Origin of the sequence: Frankia sp. R82, from assembly GCF_023716925.1 — a bacterium.
Classification (GTDB): domain Bacteria; phylum Actinomycetota; class Actinomycetes; order Frankiales; family Frankiaceae; genus Frankia.
This window is the reverse complement of the sequence record NZ_JAMQQG010000327.1, coordinates 1-21,569: the sequence shown is the minus strand read 5'-3', so window position 1 is coordinate 21,569 and position 21,569 is coordinate 1. Positions and strand designations below refer to the sequence as shown.

General features: G+C 69.0%; 18 protein-coding genes, 1 tRNA gene and 1 pseudogene. 5 read left to right on the top strand and 15 right to left on the bottom strand.

Features of this window, described 5'->3' with window-relative positions; translation table 11 throughout:
• On the top strand, positions 1-977 hold a 977-nt coding region (locus tag ND747_RS27115; RefSeq protein ID WP_251737104.1), incomplete at its 5' end, for a serine protease.
• A gap of 58 nt (positions 978-1,035) precedes the next feature.
• A complete protein-coding gene (locus ND747_RS27110) occupies positions 1,036-1,497 on the top strand; it encodes a hypothetical protein (RefSeq protein ID WP_251737103.1) in 462 nt (153 codons plus the stop codon).
• On the opposite strand, the gene ND747_RS27105 is transcribed toward ND747_RS27110, so the two are convergent.
• The gene (locus tag ND747_RS27105; RefSeq protein WP_251737102.1) at positions 1,498-2,397 is read right to left on the bottom strand and encodes an alpha/beta fold hydrolase; all 900 of its coding nucleotides are present in this window, start codon (positions 2,395-2,397) and stop codon (positions 1,498-1,500) included.
• A gap of 159 nt (positions 2,398-2,556) precedes the next feature.
• Between ND747_RS27105 and ND747_RS27100 the strand changes: the two genes are divergently transcribed.
• Both ND747_RS27100 and ND747_RS27095 read left to right on the top strand, forming a co-directional pair.
• Entirely contained in the window at positions 2,557-4,107 is a 1,551-nt protein-coding gene (locus ND747_RS27100; protein WP_251737101.1) for an MBOAT family protein, read from the top strand.
• Between the two features lie 78 nt (positions 4,108-4,185).
• On the top strand, positions 4,186-5,181 hold the full coding sequence (locus tag ND747_RS27095; RefSeq protein ID WP_251737100.1) for a DUF459 domain-containing protein: 996 nt from the start codon (positions 4,186-4,188) through the stop codon (positions 5,179-5,181).
• A 6-nt stretch (positions 5,182-5,187) separates the two neighbouring features.
• On the opposite strand, the gene ND747_RS27090 is transcribed toward ND747_RS27095, so the two are convergent.
• On the bottom strand, positions 5,188-5,568 hold the full coding sequence (locus ND747_RS27090) for a hypothetical protein (protein ID WP_251737099.1): 381 nt from the start codon (positions 5,566-5,568) through the stop codon (positions 5,188-5,190).
• 109 nt (positions 5,569-5,677) lie between these two features.
• Between ND747_RS27090 and ND747_RS27085 the strand changes: the two genes are divergently transcribed.
• Entirely contained in the window at positions 5,678-5,920 is a 243-nt protein-coding gene (locus ND747_RS27085; protein WP_251737098.1) for a DUF4287 domain-containing protein, read from the top strand.
• A gap of 63 nt (positions 5,921-5,983) precedes the next feature.
• On the opposite strand, the gene ND747_RS27080 is transcribed toward ND747_RS27085, so the two are convergent.
• The 13 genes and pseudogenes from ND747_RS27080 to mfd form a co-directional block, all read right to left on the bottom strand.
• A complete protein-coding gene (locus ND747_RS27080) occupies positions 5,984-6,742 on the bottom strand; it encodes a Bax inhibitor-1/YccA family protein (RefSeq protein WP_251737097.1) in 759 nt (252 codons plus the stop codon).
• 153 nt (positions 6,743-6,895) lie between these two features.
• Positions 6,896-6,970: transfer RNA gene (locus ND747_RS27075), tRNA-Leu, on the bottom strand.
• Positions 6,971-7,290: 320 nt separating this feature from the next.
• Positions 7,291-8,682 (bottom strand): NAD(P)/FAD-dependent oxidoreductase, encoded by a 1,392-nt coding sequence (locus ND747_RS27070; protein ID WP_251737096.1) that lies wholly within the window; start codon positions 8,680-8,682, stop codon positions 7,291-7,293.
• A gap of 150 nt (positions 8,683-8,832) precedes the next feature.
• Positions 8,833-9,215 (bottom strand): annotated as a pseudogene (locus ND747_RS27065) (uracil-DNA glycosylase); the annotation flags it as partial.
• Between the two features lie 56 nt (positions 9,216-9,271).
• Positions 9,272-10,213 (bottom strand): Ppx/GppA phosphatase family protein, encoded by a 942-nt coding sequence (locus ND747_RS27060; protein ID WP_251737095.1) that lies wholly within the window; start codon positions 10,211-10,213, stop codon positions 9,272-9,274.
• On the bottom strand, positions 10,210-10,740 hold the full coding sequence (locus ND747_RS27055; RefSeq protein WP_251737094.1) for a DUF501 domain-containing protein: 531 nt from the start codon (positions 10,738-10,740) through the stop codon (positions 10,210-10,212). The genes ND747_RS27060 and ND747_RS27055 overlap by 4 nt, the downstream gene beginning before the upstream one ends.
• A 17-nt stretch (positions 10,741-10,757) precedes the next feature.
• Positions 10,758-11,132: a septum formation initiator family protein gene (locus ND747_RS27050; RefSeq protein ID WP_251737093.1), complete on the bottom strand. Its 375-nt coding sequence runs from the start codon at positions 11,130-11,132 to the stop codon at positions 10,758-10,760.
• A gap of 5 nt (positions 11,133-11,137) precedes the next feature.
• On the bottom strand, positions 11,138-12,421 hold the full coding sequence (gene eno, locus ND747_RS27045; protein ID WP_251737092.1) for a phosphopyruvate hydratase: 1,284 nt from the start codon (positions 12,419-12,421) through the stop codon (positions 11,138-11,140).
• A 119-nt stretch (positions 12,422-12,540) separates the two neighbouring features.
• Complete coding sequence (gene sppA / locus ND747_RS27040) at positions 12,541-14,472, bottom strand: signal peptide peptidase SppA (protein WP_251737091.1); 1,932 nt, start codon at positions 14,470-14,472, stop codon at positions 12,541-12,543.
• 9 nt (positions 14,473-14,481) lie between these two features.
• Entirely contained in the window at positions 14,482-15,939 is a 1,458-nt protein-coding gene (locus ND747_RS27035) for an HNH endonuclease signature motif containing protein (RefSeq protein WP_251737090.1), read from the bottom strand.
• A 122-nt stretch (positions 15,940-16,061) separates the two neighbouring features.
• A complete protein-coding gene (locus ND747_RS27030; RefSeq protein ID WP_308204708.1) occupies positions 16,062-16,925 on the bottom strand; it encodes a MazG family protein in 864 nt (287 codons plus the stop codon).
• Positions 16,926-17,279: 354 nt separating this feature from the next.
• Positions 17,280-18,047, bottom strand: a complete 768-nt coding sequence (locus tag ND747_RS27025; protein ID WP_251737088.1) for a SurA N-terminal domain-containing protein — start codon at positions 18,045-18,047, stop codon at positions 17,280-17,282.
• 61 nt (positions 18,048-18,108) lie between these two features.
• Positions 18,109-21,569: transcription-repair coupling factor (mfd, locus tag ND747_RS27020; RefSeq protein WP_251737087.1), on the bottom strand; the 3,461-nt coding region annotated here is incomplete at its 5' end.

Here is a 21,569-nt window from a genome sequence, read left to right as displayed (position 1 = left end):
CCGCCCCTGTCCTGGCCGGCTCGGCCTCCGGATCGCCCCCGGCGGAGATCGCCGGGGGCGCCGCGGTCACGCCCGGCCCGCTGTCGACCGCCGCGGTCCCGAGCGCAGCCGGCGCCATGACCCCCGCGGAGCAGGCGGAGGTCGCACGCTATTGGACCACCACCCGCCGGGACCGCGCCTTCGGGTCCCACTCGGGCGGCCGATCAGACGAGGACGACACCACGGCCGCCCCCACCGTGACACCGGCCGCGGCCGAGACCGGCGCGGGCCCGACAGGTGCACCCCCGGCCCTCAGCAACGGCGCTCCGTACCGCGGCGGCGGCCTGGTCACGTCGACCACCGGACGGCTGTTCACCACCATCGACGGCTCCGACTTCGCCTGCTCCGCGAGCGTGGTCACCAGTCCCGGCCGGGACATGGTGGTTACCGCGGGACACTGCCTGCACGGCGGAGCAGGCTCCTCGTTCGCCCGTAATGTTGTGTTCGTTCCCGGGTACGCCAACGGCGCCATGCCCTACGGCATCTGGGTCGCCCGGCATCTGAGTGTCACCACCGGCTGGGCGCAGCGCGGCGACTTCGACGTCGACGCCGGTTTCGCCCTGTTCAACCCACGGGACGGTCGGCGCCTGCAGGACGTCGTCGGCGCGCAGGACATCGCGTTCGACCTGCCCGCGACCGTCGAGCAGTACAGCTTCGGCTACCCGAGGCTGACGCCCTTCGACGGCACCCGGCTGATCTACTGCGCGAGTCCCGTCGCGACCGATCCGTATGGCGGCCCGTCGATCGGGATCCGCTGCCGGATGACCGCGGGCGCCAGCGGGGGGCCGTTCCTGACCGGCCTCGGCCGGCTCGGCCCCGGGCACGGCTGGATCGACGGGGTGGTCAGCTACGCCTACGCGGGCTCGACCGACCGGCTGTACGGCACCCGTTTCGGGGCGGAGGTCCGCGCCCTCTACCTGCGGACGGCCCAGGTGTGAGGCCGCCCCGGCCCGAGCCGGTGCGCCGGCCTTCGACGTCGATCGATAGCGTCGGCACATGCCACATCCGGGTGCCTTCGGGGTCTTACTGACCCTGCACGTCGTCCTCGCCCTGTTCCTGCTGGGGCCACTGGCCCTGGTCTGCGTGACGGCGCCCGTCCTGCTGCGGGCGGTACCTGGACCGCTGCCGGTACTGCTGCTCGCCACCCGGCTGGTGCGGGTGCTGGCGGCGGCGTCCCTGATCATCGTCCTCACCGGGGTGGGGCTCGTCCATCAGGGATCGTTCGGCAGCGTCCGCTCCCTGAGCGACGGCTGGCTGCTGAGTTCGCTGGTGCTGTGGGTGGTGGGTTGCGCCTGCTGCCTGGGGCTGGTCGCGCCGGGAATGTCCCGCGCGATCGCCGAGGTGGAGGCGGGTGCAGACGTACGGCGCCGGATCGCCGGAATCGCTCTCGGCGCGGGGACGAGCACCCTGTGCTGGCTGGTGGTCGCCGCCCTGATGGTGATCAAACCCGGCGCCTGATCAGCTGGCGGCGACCAACGGCCGCCGGCCTGCCTCACCCCGGTGGACGACGTCCTCCAGTTTGTCGAGCACGCGGTCCCACACCGGCCGGGGCAGGTCGTGGCCCATCCCGTCGATCTCGAGCAACTCGGCCGCCGGGATCGCCGCCGCGGTCAACCGGCCACCAAGGACGGGCACCAGTGGGTCGGCCCCGCCGTGCACCACCAGGGTGGGGGTGCTCAGGGTGGCCAGATCCGCGGTGCGGTCCGGTGCGCTGAGCAGCGCCGCGGCCTGGCGCAGCAGCCCGTTGGGGTCACCACGACGGTCCCAGTAGATCCGGGTCCGCGCGGCCAGCCACGCCTCGTCCGGGGCGAACTCCGGGGAGCCGAGAACCTGCTGCGCCTCCTGCGCGGCCAGCAACGACGCATCCAGGCTGTCCGGCGCCGGGCGCAGGAAAAGTCCGAGCGCCTCGGGCGACGGCTGCACCCGGTGATCACCGGGATGTGACATCAGAGACGTGAGACTGCGGACCCGTCCGGGCTGGCGCAGTGCCACCACCTGGGCAATCATGCCGCCCATCGACTGGCCGAGCAGGTGTGCCGACTCGATGTGCAGGGCACCGAGCAGGCCGAGGGCATCGTCGGCCAGATCGGCCAGGGTGTACGGGGCACGCTCGAAGCGCCCAGCCAGCACGGCGGCGAGATCGGGCCGTCCCAGAGCGTCAAGATGAGTCGACTCGCCGGCGTCACGATTGTCGAAGACGATCACCCGGTAGCCTCGGCGGCCCAGCGTGGCCAGGAGATCGGGATGCCAGCCAGCCCGTTGCTGGCCGAGCCCGGCGATCAGCAACAACGGCAGCCCGCCGTCGTCACCGTGAATCTCGTAGGCCAGCTGAAGGCCGTTGACCGTGACGATGCCCATGGCCCGGACGGTAGCCATCCGATGGCGCAGACGCACGCCTTCCCTTGCAAGTCGCCCACGCCCCCCGCGAGGCAAACGGCATCCACCCCACAGACTCACTACCTTGTGCGCTTGGTTGATTCCATTTGGTAGCGATGACGGTAGGGCTGGCGGCCACAGGTGATCTTTCCGACGATCGAGTTCGCGGCGTTCTTCGCCGTGGTCCTGACCCTGTCGTGGCTGCTCATGCCCTATCCGCGGTGGTGGAAGCCGACAATCCTCGCGGCCTCCTACCTGTTCTACGGCTATGCCGACGCCCGGTTCGTCCTGCTGCTCGTCGCGTCGACCCTGTTCAACCAGGCCGCTGCGGTGGCGCTCCACCGTCTTCGCGACCGGCGGATCCTCGTCGTCGCCATCGTGGGTGACCTCGGCCTGCTCGGCTGGTTCAAGTACTACGGCTTCTTCGCCCTGTCCGTGGACCAGGCGCTGCACGGGCTCGGCCTGCCCGCGCCGCTGCCGTTGCTGCAGGTGGCCCTGCCGATCGGGATCTCGTTCTTCACGTTTCAGGCGATCAGCTACGTCGTCGACGTCCACCGCGGGGTAACCGCCCCCGCGCCGCTGCTCGACTTCGCCGTCTACGAGGCGTTCTTCCCGCATCTGGTGGCCGGCCCCATCGTGCGGGCCAGCGAGTTCCTTCCGCAGCTGACCACGCCGCGTGACCCACGGCGGGTCCCGCTGTACCGCGCGGTGCTGCTCATCCTCGGCGGTCTGGTCAAGAAGGTCGTGCTCGCCGACCTGATCGCGACCCGGCTCGTCGATCCGGTCTTCGCCGTGCCGGCACAGCACTCCAGCGCGGAGATCCTCGTCGCGGTGTACGGCTATGCGGTCCAGATCTACTGCGACTTCTCGGCCTACTCCGACATCGCGATCGGCCTCGCCCTGCTGCTCGGCTTCCGCTTTCCGGACAACTTCGACCGCCCCTACGTCGCCCACAGCCTGCAGGAGTTCTGGCGACGCTGGCACATGACCCTGTCCCGCTGGCTGCGCGACCACATCTACCTGCCGCTCGGCGGCAGCCGCGCCGGCCGTCGCCGTACCCACCTCAATCTGATGATCACCATGGTGCTCGGCGGCCTGTGGCACGGTGCTTCCTGGACGTTCGTCCTGTGGGGCGCCCTGCACGGTGCGGCCCTCGCCCTGGAACGCCACCTGCGCGCCCGACAACGCGGCCCCGCGGAACACCTCGTCACCATCCCGCTCCCCCGTCAGGATGCTTCCGTCCCCGCAGCGACAGCGGTTGGTCGGGGGGTGCCCGCCAGCCTGCCGGGATACGTCGTCGTACCGGCACGCGAGCCGACCCGCGAGCCGACACGCGGGCCGGCGCCGCGCTCGCGGCTGCGGACCTGGATCGCTCGGTTGGCGGTCTTCCACTTCGTCTGTGCAACCTGGGTGCTGTTTCGAGCACCGGATCTGAGCACCGCCGGCCAGGTCTTCGCCCGGCTGGTCACCGCGCCCGGTCCCGCGCCGCTGGTCACTCCGGCCGTGCTGGCTGCGATCTTCACCGGGCTCGCGACGGCGGCCGTTCCCCGATCCTGGTGGGTTGTCCTGCGGTGCCGGCTCGCCCACCTCGCCCTCGGCCCGCAGATCGTCCTCCTGACCACCACCTCCATGATCATTTATCACGTCGTCGGAGCACAGGCGGTATCCCCGTTCATCTACTTCCGGTTCTGAGTCCACCCCGCGGCCGAGCAGCGGTCCCGCGGAACACCGCCACGAGCATCAGCAGCAGGAGAAGAGGTGGCCTCGGCGATGGTCGAGTCCCAGCAGACCCCGTCCACCGTGGCCGGGGACGATCCGACGGCGCCGGCGGGGCGAGTGGTGCTGGTGGTGCTCGCCGTGCTGGGGCTACTGGCGGTACTGCGGGCACCGGCCATGGTGCACACCGGAGAGGGGATGCACCCCGGGCTCACCCGGACCCTGATCCTCGGCGCGGCGCGACCACTCGTCCAGGTGACGGGTCCGCTGCGCCTCGACGCGCCGGACCGGTGGCTAGACCGCGCGTTCGGGCATGCCCCCTCCGCCACATCGAGCCCGGGGCTGGCCAGCACCGCCCGCCAGGTAGCACCGCGGCAGCTGCCGCGGACGGTGCCACCGCTGCGGGTCCCGACCGCCGCCGATCCGCTCCGGGTACTGATCACCGGAGATTCCCTTACCGAGACGCTAGGCCCGGCGATCGCCGCCGCCGGTGGCATGACGATGCGGTCGCAGACGGAGACCAGATACGGGACCGGCCTCGTCCGCCCGGATTTCTTCGACTGGGCGGTCCAGGCCCGCGCCCAGGCAGCGCAGCGCGACCTGGAGCTTGTCATCGTCACGATGGGCGGCAACGACGGTCAGACGATCACGCTGCCCGACGGCACACTTCTGCCCGCCGGGTCACCGCAGTGGGCGGCGGAATACCAGCGTCGGGTCACGGTGGTGATGCGAATCTGGACCGGTGACGGTACCCGGCACCTGCTCTGGCTGGGCCTGCCACCAGCCCGCCCCAAGCGCCTGGCCGGCTATTTCGATCAGCTCGACGCCGCGACCGCTGCCGCCGCGACGACCGTTCCCGGCGCCACCTACCTGGATCTTCATCCCTGGTTGTCGCGCGCGGGTGGCTACAGCGACTACCTCACCACCGCCGATGGCCACACCGTCCTCGCCCGATCCCGCGACGGTGTGCATCTGACCCGGGACGGGGCCCGGATCGCCGCGGCGCCAATCCTCAAGGCGGTCCGCGCCTTGCAGCATCGCCCGAACTGACTGCCCTCAGCGCATCCGGAACCCGAAGCCCGCACCATCAAGATCGGCCCGGGTTGTGGTGACAGCCGCCTGGGCGTCCCGCAGAACCTCCCCGGCCGCGAAGCTCGCCGGATCGGCCTCAGCGAGCCTGGCGAGCAGTTCCTCGGCGAGTACCGCCACCTGGTCCGCCAGCGCGTGCGGGGCCAGCCGGGGGGGACGGAGACCGGGCGGCGAGGCCACCCCGGCACGTTCGCCGAGCACGGCCAGTTCGTCGATCAGACGGGCGGTACGTTCCGCCCGGCTTACCCCGCCGCCAGCGGGAACCTCCCAGGACGAGCCGGCCCACCCGCGTAACCGTCGCACGAGCAGCTGCACTTCACGAGCAAGTTCGGCCACCGAGGCGGACATCCGCGCAGGATACCGGACCGAACCCGCGCTGGGCCTTGCCGAGTGCTGTGGTCTGGGGCACGCTTGTGACATGAGTCGTTGACGTCGGGTTTCACGACTGGAGGCGCGCATGTCACTACACCGTTCCCCGCAAGCCCGTTCCGCCCAGACGCACCAGTACCTGATCGAACGGATCCCCAAGGTAACCGGCCATGACGTGAACATCTGGCTGAGTCGGCTGGCCGAGGGCCCGGGGCTGCTGCGCTTCTCCGAGCGGGTGAACTGGCTACGCGCCGAGCACGACCTACCACACAGTTACGCCTCTGCCCTCGTCCACGAGGCCGATCTGCGCCGCCGGGCGATCCGCGCCTGAGCTGGCCGCCGGCAGCCCTGGCCGGGAAGAGCGGCGCTGCTCCCCAGCCAGGGCGGCCGGGCGCTACTGACGCAGTTTGGACAGCAGGCGCAGGGTCTCCAGGTAGACCCAGACGAAGCCGATAAGCAGGCCGAACGCGGCACGCCAGGCCTCCGATCGCGGTGCACCGGCCTGGATCGCCCGCTCGATGCCATCGAAGTCGAGGATGAACTGCAGGCTGGCCACGCCAAGCACCACCACGCTGAACAGAATCCCCAGCGGCGACGGATCATTGATCACTGGCAGGTGGCTGTCGCTGACGGCACGGACCACAAGATCTGCAAGACCGAGCAGGACAACGCCGAACAGGACGCCGGTGACGACGCGGGCCATGCGCGGGGTGGCCCGCAGCCGCCGGCTGCGATACGCGACCAGCATCGCCACGAAGATCAATCCGGTGCCGAGCAGCGCCTGCGGCACGATGTGGGCGAACGCGTCCTCAAAGAAGCGCGAGACCGCACCGACCGCCACTCCCTCGATCAGCGCGAACGCGATCACGAGCGGCGGGCGGATCACCCCACGCATCGAGACGACCAGACTCAGCAACAGTGCGATGAGGCCGGCGCCCAGCGCGATGCCCGGAGCATCCGGCCCAATCAGCCATCCGCCGACGGCGCCGACGCCGAGCACGCCGAACAGGCCAAGGGTGTGGACCACGACATCGTCGACGGTGAGCGTCGTCGGCTGCCGGAACTGACTGGACAGCTGCTCGGGAGTGGGCGTGGGCAGCGGCGCGAAGGACCCGGGCCGCAGCGCAGGGTTCGAGGAACGTAGGTCGGCCATCGAGCCGGCTCCTCCAGCGACAGGGAATGAGGTGGTCAACGATCCAACGCTCTCGCCGCGAGGGGGGTTCCCGATCCGGGACGACCGGTGGCTGTCCAACATCGATCGCCCACGGCGCGCGTGGCGGCGTGGGCGATCGACGTCAGGCAAATGTGCCGGTGGTCGGAGTCGAACCGACACTCGAGCTGTTTTTAGGACAGCCTCCTCTACCAGTTGGGATACACCGGCGCGCCTACATCGCTGCCATTTCTACCATGCTACGTAGGTTCTGGGAATAACACATCGCGGAAGAAGCGGTCGGAGTCGGCAGCATCGGCGAAAGCGTGACTCTTCGTGACGGGGATGCCGCTCATTCGCCATGGTCTTCGATCAGAGGTGCACCGAGCGGCGACAGTCAAATACTTCGCGCTGGGCGGTTAGCGGATCCCTCCCACCGCACCTCGCCGGAATAGGCCACTAAGGCGCATGGAACGCGGCCGACCCCGGCCTCGACGAGCGCCGCCATTCGTGGCCACCCATGCGGCGCACACTGGGCGACCGCCGAGGCCTCAGCCGGCGCGTGAGGCGTCCGATGTGCCGCCTGGTCCCGTCGCACTCGAGCTCGGGGCGGCCGAGACCGCCGCGACAGGCGTTGGAGTGGCCACGCTGCGAAACTCCTTGCGAGGATCGGCGAACGAGCCCAGCGAGACGATCTCCCTACGGAAGAACAGCGCGAGGGTCCAGTCCGCCATCACGCGAGCCTTGCGGTTGGCGGTTGGTACTCGGCTGAGGTGGTAGGTCCGGTGCATCACCCAGGCTGGCCAGCCACGCAGTCGCACTCCGTACACCTCGGCGACCCCCTTGTGTAGACCCAGGGATGCCACACTGCCCGCATAACTGTGCTCATAGGGACGAATCGGACGCCCGCGAAGCTCGGCGACGAGATTATCGCCAAGTCGGGCCGCCTGTCGGACGGCGTGCTGCGCCGACGGACCGGTGGTCACTCCCTCATCCTTGGTCAGGTCGGGTACCGCCGCACAGTCGCCCGCAGTCCAGGCATCCGGGACTCCGTCGACCTGCAGGAAGGCCGTAGCCCGCACCCGGCCACGCTCGTCGAGGGGCAGGTCCGTCCGGGACAGCATGGGGTTCGGCTTGACGCCAGCGGTCCAGACAACGGTCCCGGCGTCAAAACGCTCACCGCTGTCCAGCTCGACCCGGCCGTCGACCAGACTTTCCACTCGAGTCTTCAATTTCACTTCAATTCCACGATGCTCCAGTTGTTTCACCGTGTAGAGCCCCATTGCCGGGGAAACCTCCGGTAGGATCCGATCAGTGGCCTCCACCAGAACCCAGCGCATCTCGTCCGCACTGAGATCGGGATAAAAAGAACAGGCGTCGCGGGCCATGTCCTCGAGCTCGGCAAGAGCCTCGATTCCTGCATAACCACCGCCGATGAACAGAAATGTCAGGGCCCGCCGACGCACCGCCGGATCCGTAGCAGAGGCCGCGGCATCAAGCCGACTGATAACCTGATTGCGCAAATAGATCGCTTCGGCGGCACTTTTGAATCCAATACCCTGCTCGGCGAGCCCGGGGATGGGTAGCGTCCGCGCCACCGAGCCGGGGCAGATCACGAGCATGTCGTATGCTAGCTCAAAATGATCACCCAGTGGGGGCTGAACCACCGCTTTCCGCTCCCCGTGGGACACGGAAAGTACCGTCCCACTGATCACCCGGCAGGCTTTGAGTACCTTACGAAGTGGAACGACCACATGCCGTGGCTCCACGTTTCCGGCTGCGGCTTCGGGCAGGAACGGCTGGTAGGTCATGTACGAGTTGGGGTCGACCACCGTGATACTCGCCTCGCCGGTACGCAGCTTCCGCTGCAACCGTAGGGCCGTGTACATGCCAACGTAACCCCCGCCAACGATGAGGATGTGCGGTGCGCGCCCATGGCTCATGCGAAAACCGTACCCGCGACGACCGCGTCACACCGCCGCTCGAACCAACCGGCGCGGTCATTTCCGTGACGCACGACACGCAATACGGATGAGCGTGATGGCCCACGTTCCGTGGCGCCGGACACATTTCGTCCCGGTTAGTCAACGTACTCAGCCCAGTTCGGCTGACCGCACCGCCGAGGCGAAGACCGTGTCGAGCATCACCTCGGTCACTCGTCCGGTGAAGGTGTTCTGTTGACTCGGGTGATAACAGCCGACAACCCTGACCCGCCCCGTCGGCAGCTCCACCTGCGCACCGTGGCCGAACCGTGTCCGCCGCGGTGGAAGATCCTAGCCTTCCTGGGCCAGCGCCGGCCACAACGCCGTCCAGGCAAATCCGCCGAATACCACGACAACCCTCAGGTCCGACCGGACCAGCTCCAGCACGAGCACGAGCCACGGTCGGCAGGTGCCCCGCTCGGCCACACCCGGAACAGCGACGCGAACAGCCAGTCGCCACTGCGGTCGCAGGCGAAGACGCGTCCGGTACGACTGACCTGCATAGGCTGCCCGGCGGATTCGGCCGCAGAGGGTCCCGCGGGACCGCAGCTCATCCCGTGGCGACGGGGGAAGCCAGGGCCAGCGCGATGCCGTCGAGAATGTCCCGTTCGCTGGCGACCACCGCAGTGGCGCCGGTGTGTTCGATCAGAGTGCGCAGCACGAGCGAACCGGCCGCAATGACGTCGACCCGGCCCGGGTGCATGACCGCGAGGGCGGCCCGTTCATCGTGGGTCATCGCCACCAGGCGGTCGGTGACCTCGGCGACCTGGTCGGCACTCGTCACCGAAAGATGGATACGGTCGGCGTCGTAGCCGGGCAGGTCCGCGGCGAGAGCGGCAACGGTGGTAACCGTCCCGGCAACACCGACCAGGGTGGCTGCCTCGGCGATCGGCACCGTCTCGGCAGCCAGGTCGAATGCAGCGCGAGCATCGGCGACGATGGCCGCCACCTGCGTGGCCGTGGGCGGGTCGTCCCGCAGATGCCGTTCGGCCAGACGCACGCAGCCCACGTTCACGGACCGTGCGGCGCGCACTCCCGCGGTGTCCCCGAGAACCAGCTCGGTCGAGCCGCCGCCGATGTCGGCGAGCAGGATCGGCGTCGCGACGGACGCGGTCGCGGTGAGATCGCCGATTGCGCCGGCGAACGACAACCCGGCCTCCTCGTCTCCGCTGATCACCTCGGGATCGATCCCGAGGATCTCCCGGACGCCGGCGACCAGATCGCCGCGGTTACGGGCGTCCCGGGTGGCGCTGGTAGCGACCATCCGCACCCGGGTTGCGCCCAGTCGCTCGAGCTCGCCTGCGTAGCCGCGCAGCGCGGCCAGGGTCCGTTCCAGTGCCTGCGGAGCAAGTTCACCGGTACGGTCGACCCCCGCGCCCAGCCGCACGATCTCCATTCGGCGCGTCAGCTCGTGCAACCTCGAACCGTCGACATCCGCCACCAGCAGGCGGATCGAGTTCGTACCACAGTCGATCGCGGCGACCCGAGTCATCCGCAGCCCCTTCCGTCCTCGCCACCACAGGTGTCCGTGTCGGGCACGCATGGACCACGGCTGCCCCAGTCGCCGATGGCGGCAAGTGCCTCGTCGCCGAACGGATTGACTCCGGGACCCGCAGCCAGACTGTGGGCGACCAGCACATGCAGGCATTTCACCCGAGTTGGCATCCCTCCGGCGCTGGGCGAACCGGGCAACGATTCGTGCGCATCTCGGCGGTCCAGGTAGTCCTGGTGCGCCGCGGTGTAGGCCGCGGCCAGCTGCGGATCTGCCTCCAGCCGCTCGCTCATCTCACGCATGACCCCGGCGCCCTCCAGGCGCGAGACCGCGCTCGCAGCACGCGGGCAGGTCAGGTAGTACAGGGTCGGAAACGGGGAACCGTCAGGCAGCCGGGGCGCGGTCTCCACCACGTCTGGACGCCCACAGGAGCACCGGTGTGCGACCGCAACCAGGCCGCGAGGCTCCCGGCCCAACTGCCGGCGGACGATGTCCGCATCCCGGGTCGTCACCGCCGCCTGCACCACACTTCCCCCATATGTCGTTACGGAGCAGATATCTGCGACCACAGTCTGCCATACCAGGCCGAATCGCCTGTGGACGCGCCGCCCTGGGCCTCGTCCGTGGGCTTCGGCGTCGGCGGTGCGGGCATCAGATAGGCCTTCTCGCCGGGTTTGAGGAAGTGCAGCCGGCGCCGCGCTTCCTCCTCGACCCAGGCCTGGTCGCCGTAGCGACCGACCGTCGTCCGAAGCTGGTCAACCTGGGTCTGGGCCTGCGCGTTCGCCCGACCAAGCTGAGAAAGCTTGCTCTGCTGGCGCAGGTACAGCCGCAATGGGTAGGCCAGGGTCAGGACCAGGACGCAGATCACGACGGCGAGCAGGGTCGCCCTCGTGGTCAGTGCAACGCGCGGCGCCGGCACCAGACTCAGGCGGACTGGCCGTGCCGGGGGAAGGCGCCAACTCCCGCGTATCGGGCCGCGTCGTCCAGTTCCTCCTCGATCCGCAGGAGCTGGTTGTACTTGGCGACCCGTTCGGTGCGCGCTGGCGCACCGGTCTTGATCTGGCCGCAGTCGACCGCGACGGCGAGATCAGCGATCGTGGTGTCCTCGGTCTCCCCGGACCGGTGCGACATCATCGCCCGGTAGCCACTGCGATGCGCAAGGGTGACCGCGTCCAGCGTTTCAGTGAGCGTGCCGATCTGGTTGACCTTCACCAGCAGGGCGTTACCGGCCTTCGACGCGATGCCGCGCGCAAGCCGCTCAGGATTGGTGACGAACAGGTCGTCCCCGACCAGCTGCACCTTGCTGCCCAGGCGTGCGGTCAGCTCCACCCAGCCGGACCAGTCATCTTCGGCGAGCGGGTCCTCGATCGATACGATGGGGTAGGCCTCGACCAGCTCGGCGTAGTAGTCGCTGAGCTGCGCTGCGGTACGGGTCGCACCCTCGAACGTATAGGCACCGTCGGAGAAGAACTCGGTCGAGGCGACATCGAGCGCGAACGCCACGTCCGAGCCGAGCCGCAGCCCAGCCTTGTCGACAGCCTCGGCAATGAGGTCGAGTGCCTCCCGGTTGGTCGGCAGGCTAGGCGCGAAACCGCCCTCGTCGCCGACGCCGGTACCCAGGCCCCGAGCCTTCAGCACGCTCTTGAGCGCGTGGTACACCTCGACGCCCCAGCGCAACGCCTCGGAGAAGGTCGCGGCCCCGATAGGAGCGATCATGAACTCCTGGATGTCAACGTTGGTGTCGGCATGCGCACCGCCGTTGAGGATGTTCAGCATCGGTACCGGAAGCAGGTGTGCGCTGGGGCCGCCGAGGTAGCGGAACAAGGGCAGGTCACTGGCGGCCGCAGCCGCCTTGGCGACGGCGAGGCTCACTCCGAGCAGGGCGTTCGCGCCGAACGCCGACTTGTCCGGGGTGCCGTCGAGATCGATGAGCCGCTGGTCGAGCAGGCGCTGCTCGGTTGCCTCCAGGCCGATGATCTCGGGCTGGAGGCGCTCGATAACAGCAGCCACTGCCTTGCGCACGCCCTTGCCGCCATAGCGGTCCTCCCCGTCGCGCAGCTCGACGGCCTCGAAGGCGCCAGTGCTTGCGCCGCTGGGCACAGCGGCACGAGCCAGCGTGCCATCCTCCAGGACGACCTCGACCTCGACGGTGGGATTGCCGCGCGAGTCAAGTATCTCGCGGGCTCCGACGGCCTCGATGGACGGCACGGTTAGACCTCCGAATGCGACGGGGGACGGATCGTCACGGACCCGAGACTACCGTCGTACCTCGGCCGGTGAGGCGCCGAACGGCCTGTGGCGTGCCGCCCGCCGGTGCCGTCTGTTCCTCAACCGATCCGCCCCATCGGTGGCATCGTCAGCGGACCGGCCACCGGCAGCCCAAGGCGGGCAGCCAATGGTGCAAAAGATCCCCATCCGAACGATCCGAAGGCCGACCCCACCGTCGAGCCGACGGACAGGCCGACGGCTGCGGCACCTCGGTCCTCACTGGACCTCGGTGTGCGCACCCGGTCAAGCACCGATGGCTTCAACGCCAGCCGCACCCGGGGAGTCTCGTCCGCCGGTAGATCGGCCCGTGACCAGGCCAGCCGCAGCGCGTCAGACAGGCCACCGAGCTCGTCAACCAGCCCATGCCGATAGGCATCCGCACCTGTCCACACCCGCCCGCGAGCCAACTCGTGGACTCGGTCGCGGCTCAGTCTCCGGGAAGTGGCGACCTTGTCGACGAAGTCGGCGTAGACCCGATCGAGGAACTCCTCGAGCTTTTCCCGCTCACCCGCGGTGAACGGCCGCCGCGGGGACATCATCAGCGCGTGCTCCCCCTCAGCCACCGCCCCGAAACCCACACCGACCTTGTCCAGCAACTCTCGCACTACCTGCTTACCGGCGAACACCCCGATCGATCCGGTCAGCGTGCCCGGGTTGGCCACGATCTCATCCGCCGCCAGGGCGACGAAGTAGCCACCCGAGGCAGCCACATCCCCCATCGAGACGATCAAAGGTCGGCCACTGGCCCGAAATCGTTCCGCCTCCCGACGGATCAGGTCGGAGGCCACGTAGGAGCCACCCGGGCTGCTGACCCGCAGCACCGCGGCGGCGACGTTCTCGTCTCGCGCAGCGGCACGTAGCGCCGCCGCGATCGGCTCGGAAGCAAGCACCGGGCCAGAGAACGGGCCGGACGTACCCGATCCGAGCACCACCGGACCGGTACCGTAGATCAGCGCGACGACGGACCGGCGGGGATCGCCATGCGCCGGCGTGACGGAGGGCGATAGTGGGGAACTCCGCTCCTCCTCCACATCGGCGGGCCCGGACTCGGTCCCGTGGGACCGCTGCGGCGCGTCTTCCCGCAGGAAGAGCGCTCCAGGGCCCCGCGCGGCAAGCGCAGTAACCCGCCGTACCGGCGACTTCTCCTTACGTTCGGCGAGACGCCGGTAGGCGGAGGCGTACATCAACACTGGCTCGGTGGCCTCGCCGCTATCGGTATCGGCATCTGTGCTCACGCTGACTCTGGCCCGTGCAGCGGCGTACACCTCGTCGCGATAGCCGAGCCGGTCGACAAGCCCGGTGTCCAGCGCGACCGAACCGGTCAGCGGGCCGAGGTCGATCAACCGCCGGACCCGATCGGCCGGCATGCTACGACCCTGCGCGATTCCCGCGACGACCTGCTCCGACGACGACTCGATGATCCGGCTCACCGCCTCGAGGTGGGCCGGAGTGAAGTCCCGCTCGACGAGCGTGTTCACCGCGTTCTTGTACTCGTAGCGCTGCCCGATCTCGACCGTCACGCCCAGCCGGTCCAGTGCTCCGCGCAGGAAGGGGGTCTCCATTCCGAGCCCGGTCAGGCCGCAGTCGCCGCAGGGCGCAAGCCAGATCTCGTCAAAGGCGGACGCCAGGTAGTACGACCCCGTCCCACCGCCGAACTCACCGAACGTGTCGGCGTAGGCGATGGCAGTCCCCCCGGCGGACCGGAAGGCACTGATCGCCGCGCGGATCTCCTGGATGTTTGCCAACGGCATCCCACACGCGGCGATGTGCGCGACGACGACGGGAACGCGAGGATCGTCAGCAGCATGACGCAGAGCCTCGATGAGGTCGCGCAGCGTGCTCCTTCGACGCGCGAGCGCAAAAGCGACCGGATCTACCGGAACGCCTTCGAGTAGATCAGCCGTGAGATCCAGTTCGAGGACGACCGGCGCCGTCCGCCGTGCCGCAATCTGGCGGACGTCGGCCAGCGCCTTACGTGGGATGGCAGCCATGGACCGAGGCTAATCGCCGGCTCGGCTCTGCAGGAGCACGAACAACGAGTCGTCGATACCGAGTGGCCCACCATCACGCGCGCGCAGGCCATCGGGCGCCACGTCGCGAGTCGCTGCGAACAGCCCGCCGAGCAGATCGCTGCCCTCATCGAGAGGCTCCGGAATGCTCGTGAAGCATCGGCCGCCAGGAAGGACAACCGTGACCTCACCATCCACCGCCCGATTCAGGATCAAATTATGATCATGGATGGCCTTGTGGTGGCCGGTGCAGAGCAACATCAGATCGTCCGCGTCCGTCTTGCCGTGAAACCGCCAGTCCTGCAAGTGATGGATCTCGAGCCACCGCGTGCGCCCGCACCCCGGGAACTGGCATGTTCCGCGATCGCGAGCGTAGACCGCCTCCGCGAGCGGACGACCGGCACGGCGCCGACGACGACCAAGACGTAGTGGATTGCCGTGGCCGTCAGTGAGCATCGCACGGACCAGTCCGTCACACCCGAGGCGGCGCACCACCGAGGCAGGCAGCCCCCAACCAGCCAGCACAGCGGTGCCGTCGGCTCCGAGCCCTCGGGTACGCGCCGATCCCTGCTGGCCGTTCCCAGCCGTACCAGCGGCAGGCGGACAGTCCTCCTCCGGCGCTGCGGCGCCTTCGGCCGGCTCGCCCTCGGCCACCGGAGAATCATCGTCGACCAGGCCGGAGGCATCGATGTGCGCCGTCAGGGTGTACAGCGAGCGCACCAGGGCCGGTGCCTCGCGCTGCAGGAATCCAACGGCCAGCGCGACCAGAGCATCCGCATCGGCTCGCCGATCACGGACCTGTCCCTCGGACGAAGACGCCTTGGATGCGGAGGACTTCGACGGATCCTGCCCGGGCGGCGTCGTGGAACGCAGGCTCTCTCTCGCCTTCTGCAGAGCAGAGATCACCACTGCGGCATCGTCCGCAGACAACCTCGCGGAGAAACGCACCGTCCCGTCTTCATCGGTACGCCACGTCAGCTGGCGCTCGTTACGCCGCACAGCTGGATCATCCGTGGATTGCCGATGCGCCCGCACCAGCTTTTCCAGCCGGTCCGCCGTGCAGGCGCAGGCATGGGCCAGCCAGAGCTGCTCGCTGGCCGCGTCCGCGACCCGGCACACCGCCCGCACCTTCGAGAACGAAAGCTTCCCTGCCGCGAACGCAGTACGAATCGCGGGCAGCCGCTCCAGTGCTCGGGCCGTCGCCACATGGGCCCGAGCCGTACGCAGCCCCATCCCACAGCGCCATGACAACCAATGCGCACAGGACTGCATGCCCGTATCCGCCCAGCCTCGCCGCCGATCGAACGCGGCAAGCAACACCAGCCAGCCGCAGGTCGCCGCCGCGATACGCCCCGCCCAACGGCAGATTGACGCCTCCAGCGTCTCCAGGGGCACCTCCTGCACATCCGTCGAGCCAAGCTCGGACGCCAGCACCTCATCAAGCAACATCATCATCACCGGGCCATGGGTGAAGGGATCAACCGAACGAGGCCATCGTCGCACACACATTCGAAGTTATCGAATATGCGTTCGACAGCTAGGGTCGGACGGGAGGCGATGCCGCGGGCTGTCTACTTGCTGTCAGCCACGCTCGAGGAGGAGGGAGAGGGCCAGAGCTTCCGCCAACGGTCGGCGGCCAGCGGGCCGGGCTGGGCGCCGTCAGCGCAGGCAGCACGCTCGGCTGCTGCCAGCTGGTCACGGAACCGACGTGCGCGTACACGCAGTGCCTGTTCCGGATCAACCCTTGCAACGTGTGCCCACGCAACGACGGCGAACAACAGATCACCGACAATGCGTTCGGCCTCGTCGCCCGAACGGCGCAGGGCGGCCACCGCGTTAGCCGCGATCGCCGGAAGGTCGTCCTCGGCACCGGTTCCGATCTGACCCGCAGCGGAAGGGGGGACAGAGATGTCCGGCGGGACACCGATCCCGGCGGCACGCTTGAGCAGCTTGGCAGCCAGCGAGAGCGCTGGTTGGGACAGTGGCACGCCCTCGGTCACCGACGCTCGGCCCTTTTCCTCAGCCTTGATTGCGTTCCAGTTGGAGACGACGTCGGCCGTGCCGTCGACGACCACGTTGCCAAACACATGCGGGTGGCGGCGGATCAGCTTGGTGGCGAGGCCGGTTGCCACATCGTCGACGTTCCAGGGAGCGTCAGGATGCTCGGCAGCCACGCGGGAGTGGAAGAGCACCTGCATCAGGACATCACCGAGCTCCTCGCGCAGCTCGTCGAGGTCGCCGTCCTCGATCGCCTGGTAGGCCTCGTAGGTTTCCTCAATCAGAAAGGGGGCGAGAGATGCGTGGGTCTGTTCGGCGTCCCACGGACAGCCGCCGGGTGAGCGCAACCGGTCCATGACGGCCACCGCATCCAACAGCGCAGAGCCGGGCAGCTCAGCGGTGGCGACGAGGGTGTCGACAACGAGATCGTCGCCCATGGTCCGGGCGAGGCGGTCAAGTTGGCGGTCGAGGTCGCTCGGCACAGCCGGGTTGGCGAGCCAGGCGATCTCTTGGACGCCCGATGGGGCCTGGCCAGACAGCCAGGCGGCAAACGCAGCGCCGGGTACGTCACCGTCCGGGGCCGGACCGGTGACAACGGTAACCACAGCGCCCGCTGCGCGCAGTGCCTTGATCTGGGGGTGTGCGGGCGACGCCGTGAGCACTGGCACTTGGCGGACCAGGTCCCAGGCCGAGGCCGTGAGGATGCCCGGAGCGACCCGCGGGCTGGTGAGGATCATCGTGACCCGCAACGGCATGTTTCCTCTTTCGCAGGTGTCCGGGCAGCGCAGGCGTCAGGACTGGAGGGTGGTGTCCAGGGTCGGAGCCGGTACGGCGCTGGAGGCGATCGTGCCGTCGGCGGCGACGATGCCGAACTGGTCAGCGTTCCAGCGGCCGAAACGCGGGTTGATGGAAATCGGGTCCTTCCTCTCTGCCTGGTCGAGCACGGGCTTGAGGGCAGCAGCACGATCGTCGGCCGCGATGAACCGGGCCAGGTACGGCTTGGCCTGCGCATAGGTGAGCGGGATCCGGCCGACCTGGCTGACGATGCTGTTGTACTGGCTTCTGGTCTGCGCATCGGTGGCAAGCAGCCGGGGTGAGATCCGGTCGCTGAGCGCGGACTGCAGCGCGCCGGATCGCACGATGATCGCGACGTCACGCTGGGCGAAGCCCGCGGCGGCTGCGCGTCGCTCGAACGCACGCACACTGCCGAACTGCAGGATCGCGTACGCCTGGTAGTAGGACGCCACGTCCGCGTCGCTGACAGTGATACCGCGGCGACGGGCCTCGTCCGACATCAGTTGGAGCTGGACAAGCGACGTCAGGGTCCGGCGCTGCAGCTCGGGTGGGTCGAGCGCGCTCGCGGCCGACTGGCCGGACTGCGCAGCGGGCACGGCTTCAGCAGCGGACAGGCCACGTTCGACGATGTCACGCACCTGAGAGGTCTCGATCGCGTGCGATCCGACCTGCGCCGCAGCTCCGGCATGGGTCGTGCAGGCCGATGCGGCGAGTACGACGGTCACGCTCAGCCCAACGCCGGCGAGAAGACGGGGAAGCTTCACGAACCCAGACGCTATCCGCTCAGGTGTGGTGAAGCACACCCCGGTCACCGTCGACCGCGTTTCACCCCGCCGCGGCGGCGATCGAGTCTCCGGCGACAGCAGCGAGCAGGTTGCCCGCCCAGGCCAACAGCGCCCGGTCACGCAGGGGACGCGAGCCGATTCGTCCGGTCTCGGTCGGCGCGGGAACCAGCACGGTGCGCACCGCCGACTTGATCACCGCACCCTTGTACAGCCGGGTCAGGCGCAGGGTCTGACTCTCCCGCAGCTCCAGCGGCGCGAAGCGGATCTGGCGGCCAGCCGCGGTGATCTCGGTGACGCCGAAACGGCGGGCCAGCACCCGCAGGCCGGCGACGGCAAGCAGATTCTCGACCGGCTCGGGCACCGAGCCGAACCGGTCCACGAGTTCCCCGCGCACCTCGTCGATCTCGGCTTCGGTGACGGCGCCGGCAAGACGGCGGTAGGCATCCAGCCGCAGCCGTTCGCTGGGCACGTAGTCGTGCGGCAGGCTCGCGTCCACCGGGAGTTCGACCTTGACCTCTGGCGGTATCTCGGCGGAGTCCTTGCGGTATTCGGCGACTGCCTCGCCGACCATCCGCACGTACATGTCGAAGCCGACCGAGGCAATGTGGCCGGACTGTTCGCCGCCGAGCAGGTTGCCGGCGCCGCGGATCTCCAGGTCCTTCATCGCCACAGCCATACCGGCGCCGAGGTCGTTGTGCTGGGCGATCGTGGCGAGACGGTCGTGAGCCGTCTCGGTCAGCGGCTTGTCCGGCGGGAACAGGAAGTACGCGTAGGCGCGGTCGCGGCCCCGGCCGACCCGTCCACGCAGCTGGTGCAGCTGGGACAGGCCGAACACGTCGGCGCGCTCGACGATGAGGGTGTTCGCGTTGGAGATGTCCAGGCCCGATTCGACGATCGTGGTGCAGACCAGTACGTCGAACTTCTTCTCCCAGAAAGAGACCATGACCTGCTCGAGGGCGTCCTCGTGCATCTGGCCGTGCGCGGTGGCGATGCGGGCCTCGGGAACCAGCTCACGCAGCCGTGCGGCGGCCCGGTCGATTGACTCGACCCGGTTGTGAATGAAGAAGACCTGGCCCTCGCGCAGCAGCTCTCGGCGGATCGCCGCGGCGACCTGACGAGCATCGTAGGCGGCCACCGACGTGAGGACCGGGTGGCGTTCCTCCGGCGGGGTGTCGATCGTGGACAGCTCGCGGATGCCAGTGATCGACATTTCCAGGGTGCGCGGGATCGGGGTGGCACTCATCGTGAGCACGTCCACCGCCGTGCGCATCTTCTTCAGCTGTTCCTTGTGTTCGACACCGAAGCGCTGCTCCTCGTCCACGATCACAAGGCCGAGGTCCTTGAACCGGGTCTCGTTGGACAGCAGGCGGTGCGTGCCGATGACAACATCGACACTGCCCTGCGCAAGCCCGTCCAGGGTGATCCGCTGTTCGCTCGCCGAGTTGAACCGGCTCATCGCGCGGACGACGACGGGGAAGGCTGCATAGCGCTCGCTGAAGGTCTGGAAGTGCTGCTGGACCAGCAGAGTGGTCGGCACCAGCACGGCGACCTGTTTGCCGTCCTGGACCGCCTTGAACGCGGCCCGCACGGCGATCTCCGTCTTGCCGTAGCCGACGTCACCACAGATCACCCGGTCCATCGGGACCGGCTTCTCCATGTCCGCCTTCACCTCGTCGATGGCGGCGAGCTGGTCGGGCGTCTCGCGGAACGGGAAGGCATCCTCGAGTTCTCGCTGCCACGGGTTGTCCGGGGCGAAGGCATGTCCGGGAGCAGCCATCCGCGCGCTGTAGAGGCGGATCAGCTCGCCGGCGATCTCCTTGACCGCCTTGCGGGCGCGGCTCTTGCGCTTGGCCCAGTCCGCGCCGCCGATGCGGTCGAGACTCGGCGCCTCACCGCCGACGTAGCGGGTGATCTGTTCGAGCTGGTCGGTGGGTACGTAGAGGCGGTCGCCGCGGGCGTACTCGAGCAGCAGGTACTCCCGCTTCGCGCCGGCGACGGTGCGGGTGACCATCTCGACGTAGCGGCCGACGCCGTGTGCGTCGTGCACGACCAGATCGCCGGAAGCAAGGGCAAGGGGATCGATGCCCTTGCGACGCCGGCTCGGCATCCGGCGCATGTCCCGGGTGGTGACGCCACGCGCACCGGCGATGTCGCTCTCGGTCAGAACAGCCAGGCGCAGCGTACTACTGGTGAACCCGGTACCGAGCTGACCGCGGGTGACGACGGCGACACCAGGTACAAGCTCGGCGTCCTCGGCGTACCGAGCACCAAGATCGGCCTCACGCAGCATCTCGACGAGGCGCTGCGCCGGACCGTGGCCCTCGGTGACAAGCAGGACCCGCCAGGACTCGGCCAGCCAGCCCTTGACGTCCGCGATGACGGCTGCGGTGTCACCGTGGTAGAGCGGAGCCGGACGCAGGCTCGCGACGACGGTGTTGTCCCCGTCGTACGAGGCTGTGCCGTCGGCGGACGCTGCCGACTCCGCGGACGTGAACGGGCTGACCGACCACCAGGGCAGACCGCGCTCGCCCGCACGTTCCCGCACCTGCGCGATGGACCAGTAGGCGGCCGCGCCAAGATCGATCGGCGCGCCGCCGCCAAGCGCGGCGACGCTCCAGGACGCCTCGAGAAACTCCTGGCTGGTCCGCACCAGCTCACCGGCGCGGGATCGAACCCGCTCCGGGTCGCAGACCAGCACATGCGTGCCGACGGGCAACTCGTCGAGCAGGAGCGACATCCGCTCGACGAGAACGGGCGCGAGCGCCTCCATCCCCTCCGCGGGAATTCCATTGGCGATCTTGTCGAGCAGGTCGAGCAGCTCGGGATGCTCTCCGGCCAGCGTCGCGGCACGGGTCCGAACGTCTTCGGTGAGCAGGAGCTCCCGGCACGGCGGGGCGAACAACCCGCGACGGGCGTCGTTGGACGCCGACTCGTCCTCGGCGAGGGCACGCTGGTCAGCGACGGAGAAGCGGCGGATGTCCTCCACCTCGTCGCCGAAGAACTCCACCCGCAGCGGATGCTCCTCCGTCGGCGGGAACACGTCGAGGATGCCGCCTCGCACCGCGATCTCACCGCGCCGTTCGACCAGATCCACCCGGTGGTAGGCGATGCCCACCAAGCGGGTGACCACATCTTCGAGATCGGCAGTGTCACCGATGACGAGCTGGACGGGGGTCAGATCACCGAGCCGGGCCACCTGGGGCTGCAGCACCGCGCGCACGGGTGCGACCACAACCCGCGGCGCGGGACCGCTCACTCCACCCGGATGGGCCAGCCGGCGCAGCACTGCCAGACGCTGACCGACCGTGTCCGCGCGCGGAGACAACCGCTCGTGTGGCAGCGTCTCCCAGCTGGGGAAGACCGCCACCGTGTCCCGACCGAGAAGGTCACCGAGCGCGGCAGCCAGATCCTCGGCCTCTCGCCCGGTGGCGACGACCGCGAGCACCGGGCGCCCGGCACCACCGGACCCGCCGGCGGCCTCGGCGGCCAGCGCCGCCGCGG

Coding starts and splice junctions, on each gene's coding strand:
- ND747_RS27070 (WP_251737096.1), bottom strand. CDS start 8,682: ATGAGCCATGGGCGCGCACCGCACATCCTCATCGTTGGCGGGGGTTAC.
- sppA (WP_251737091.1), bottom strand. CDS start 14,472: ATGGCTGCCATCCCACGTAAGGCGCTGGCCGACGTCCGCCAGATTGCG.
- ND747_RS27080 (WP_251737097.1), bottom strand. CDS start 6,742: ATGGCCGACCTACGTTCCTCGAACCCTGCGCTGCGGCCCGGGTCCTTC.
- ND747_RS27090 (WP_251737099.1), bottom strand. CDS start 5,568: ATGTCCGCCTCGGTGGCCGAACTTGCTCGTGAAGTGCAGCTGCTCGTG.
- ND747_RS27105 (WP_251737102.1), bottom strand. CDS start 2,397: ATGGGCATCGTCACGGTCAACGGCCTTCAGCTGGCCTACGAGATTCAC.
- ND747_RS27095 (WP_251737100.1), top strand. CDS start 4,186: ATGGTCGAGTCCCAGCAGACCCCGTCCACCGTGGCCGGGGACGATCCG.
- ND747_RS27030 (WP_308204708.1), bottom strand. CDS start 16,925: ATGGGCGACGATCTCGTTGTCGACACCCTCGTCGCCACCGCTGAGCTG.
- ND747_RS27085 (WP_251737098.1), top strand. CDS start 5,678: ATGTCACTACACCGTTCCCCGCAAGCCCGTTCCGCCCAGACGCACCAG.
- ND747_RS27060 (WP_251737095.1), bottom strand. CDS start 10,213: ATGACTCGGGTCGCCGCGATCGACTGTGGTACGAACTCGATCCGCCTG.
- ND747_RS27035 (WP_251737090.1), bottom strand. CDS start 15,939: ATGTTGCTTGATGAGGTGCTGGCGTCCGAGCTTGGCTCGACGGATGTG.
- ND747_RS27110 (WP_251737103.1), top strand. CDS start 1,036: ATGCCACATCCGGGTGCCTTCGGGGTCTTACTGACCCTGCACGTCGTC.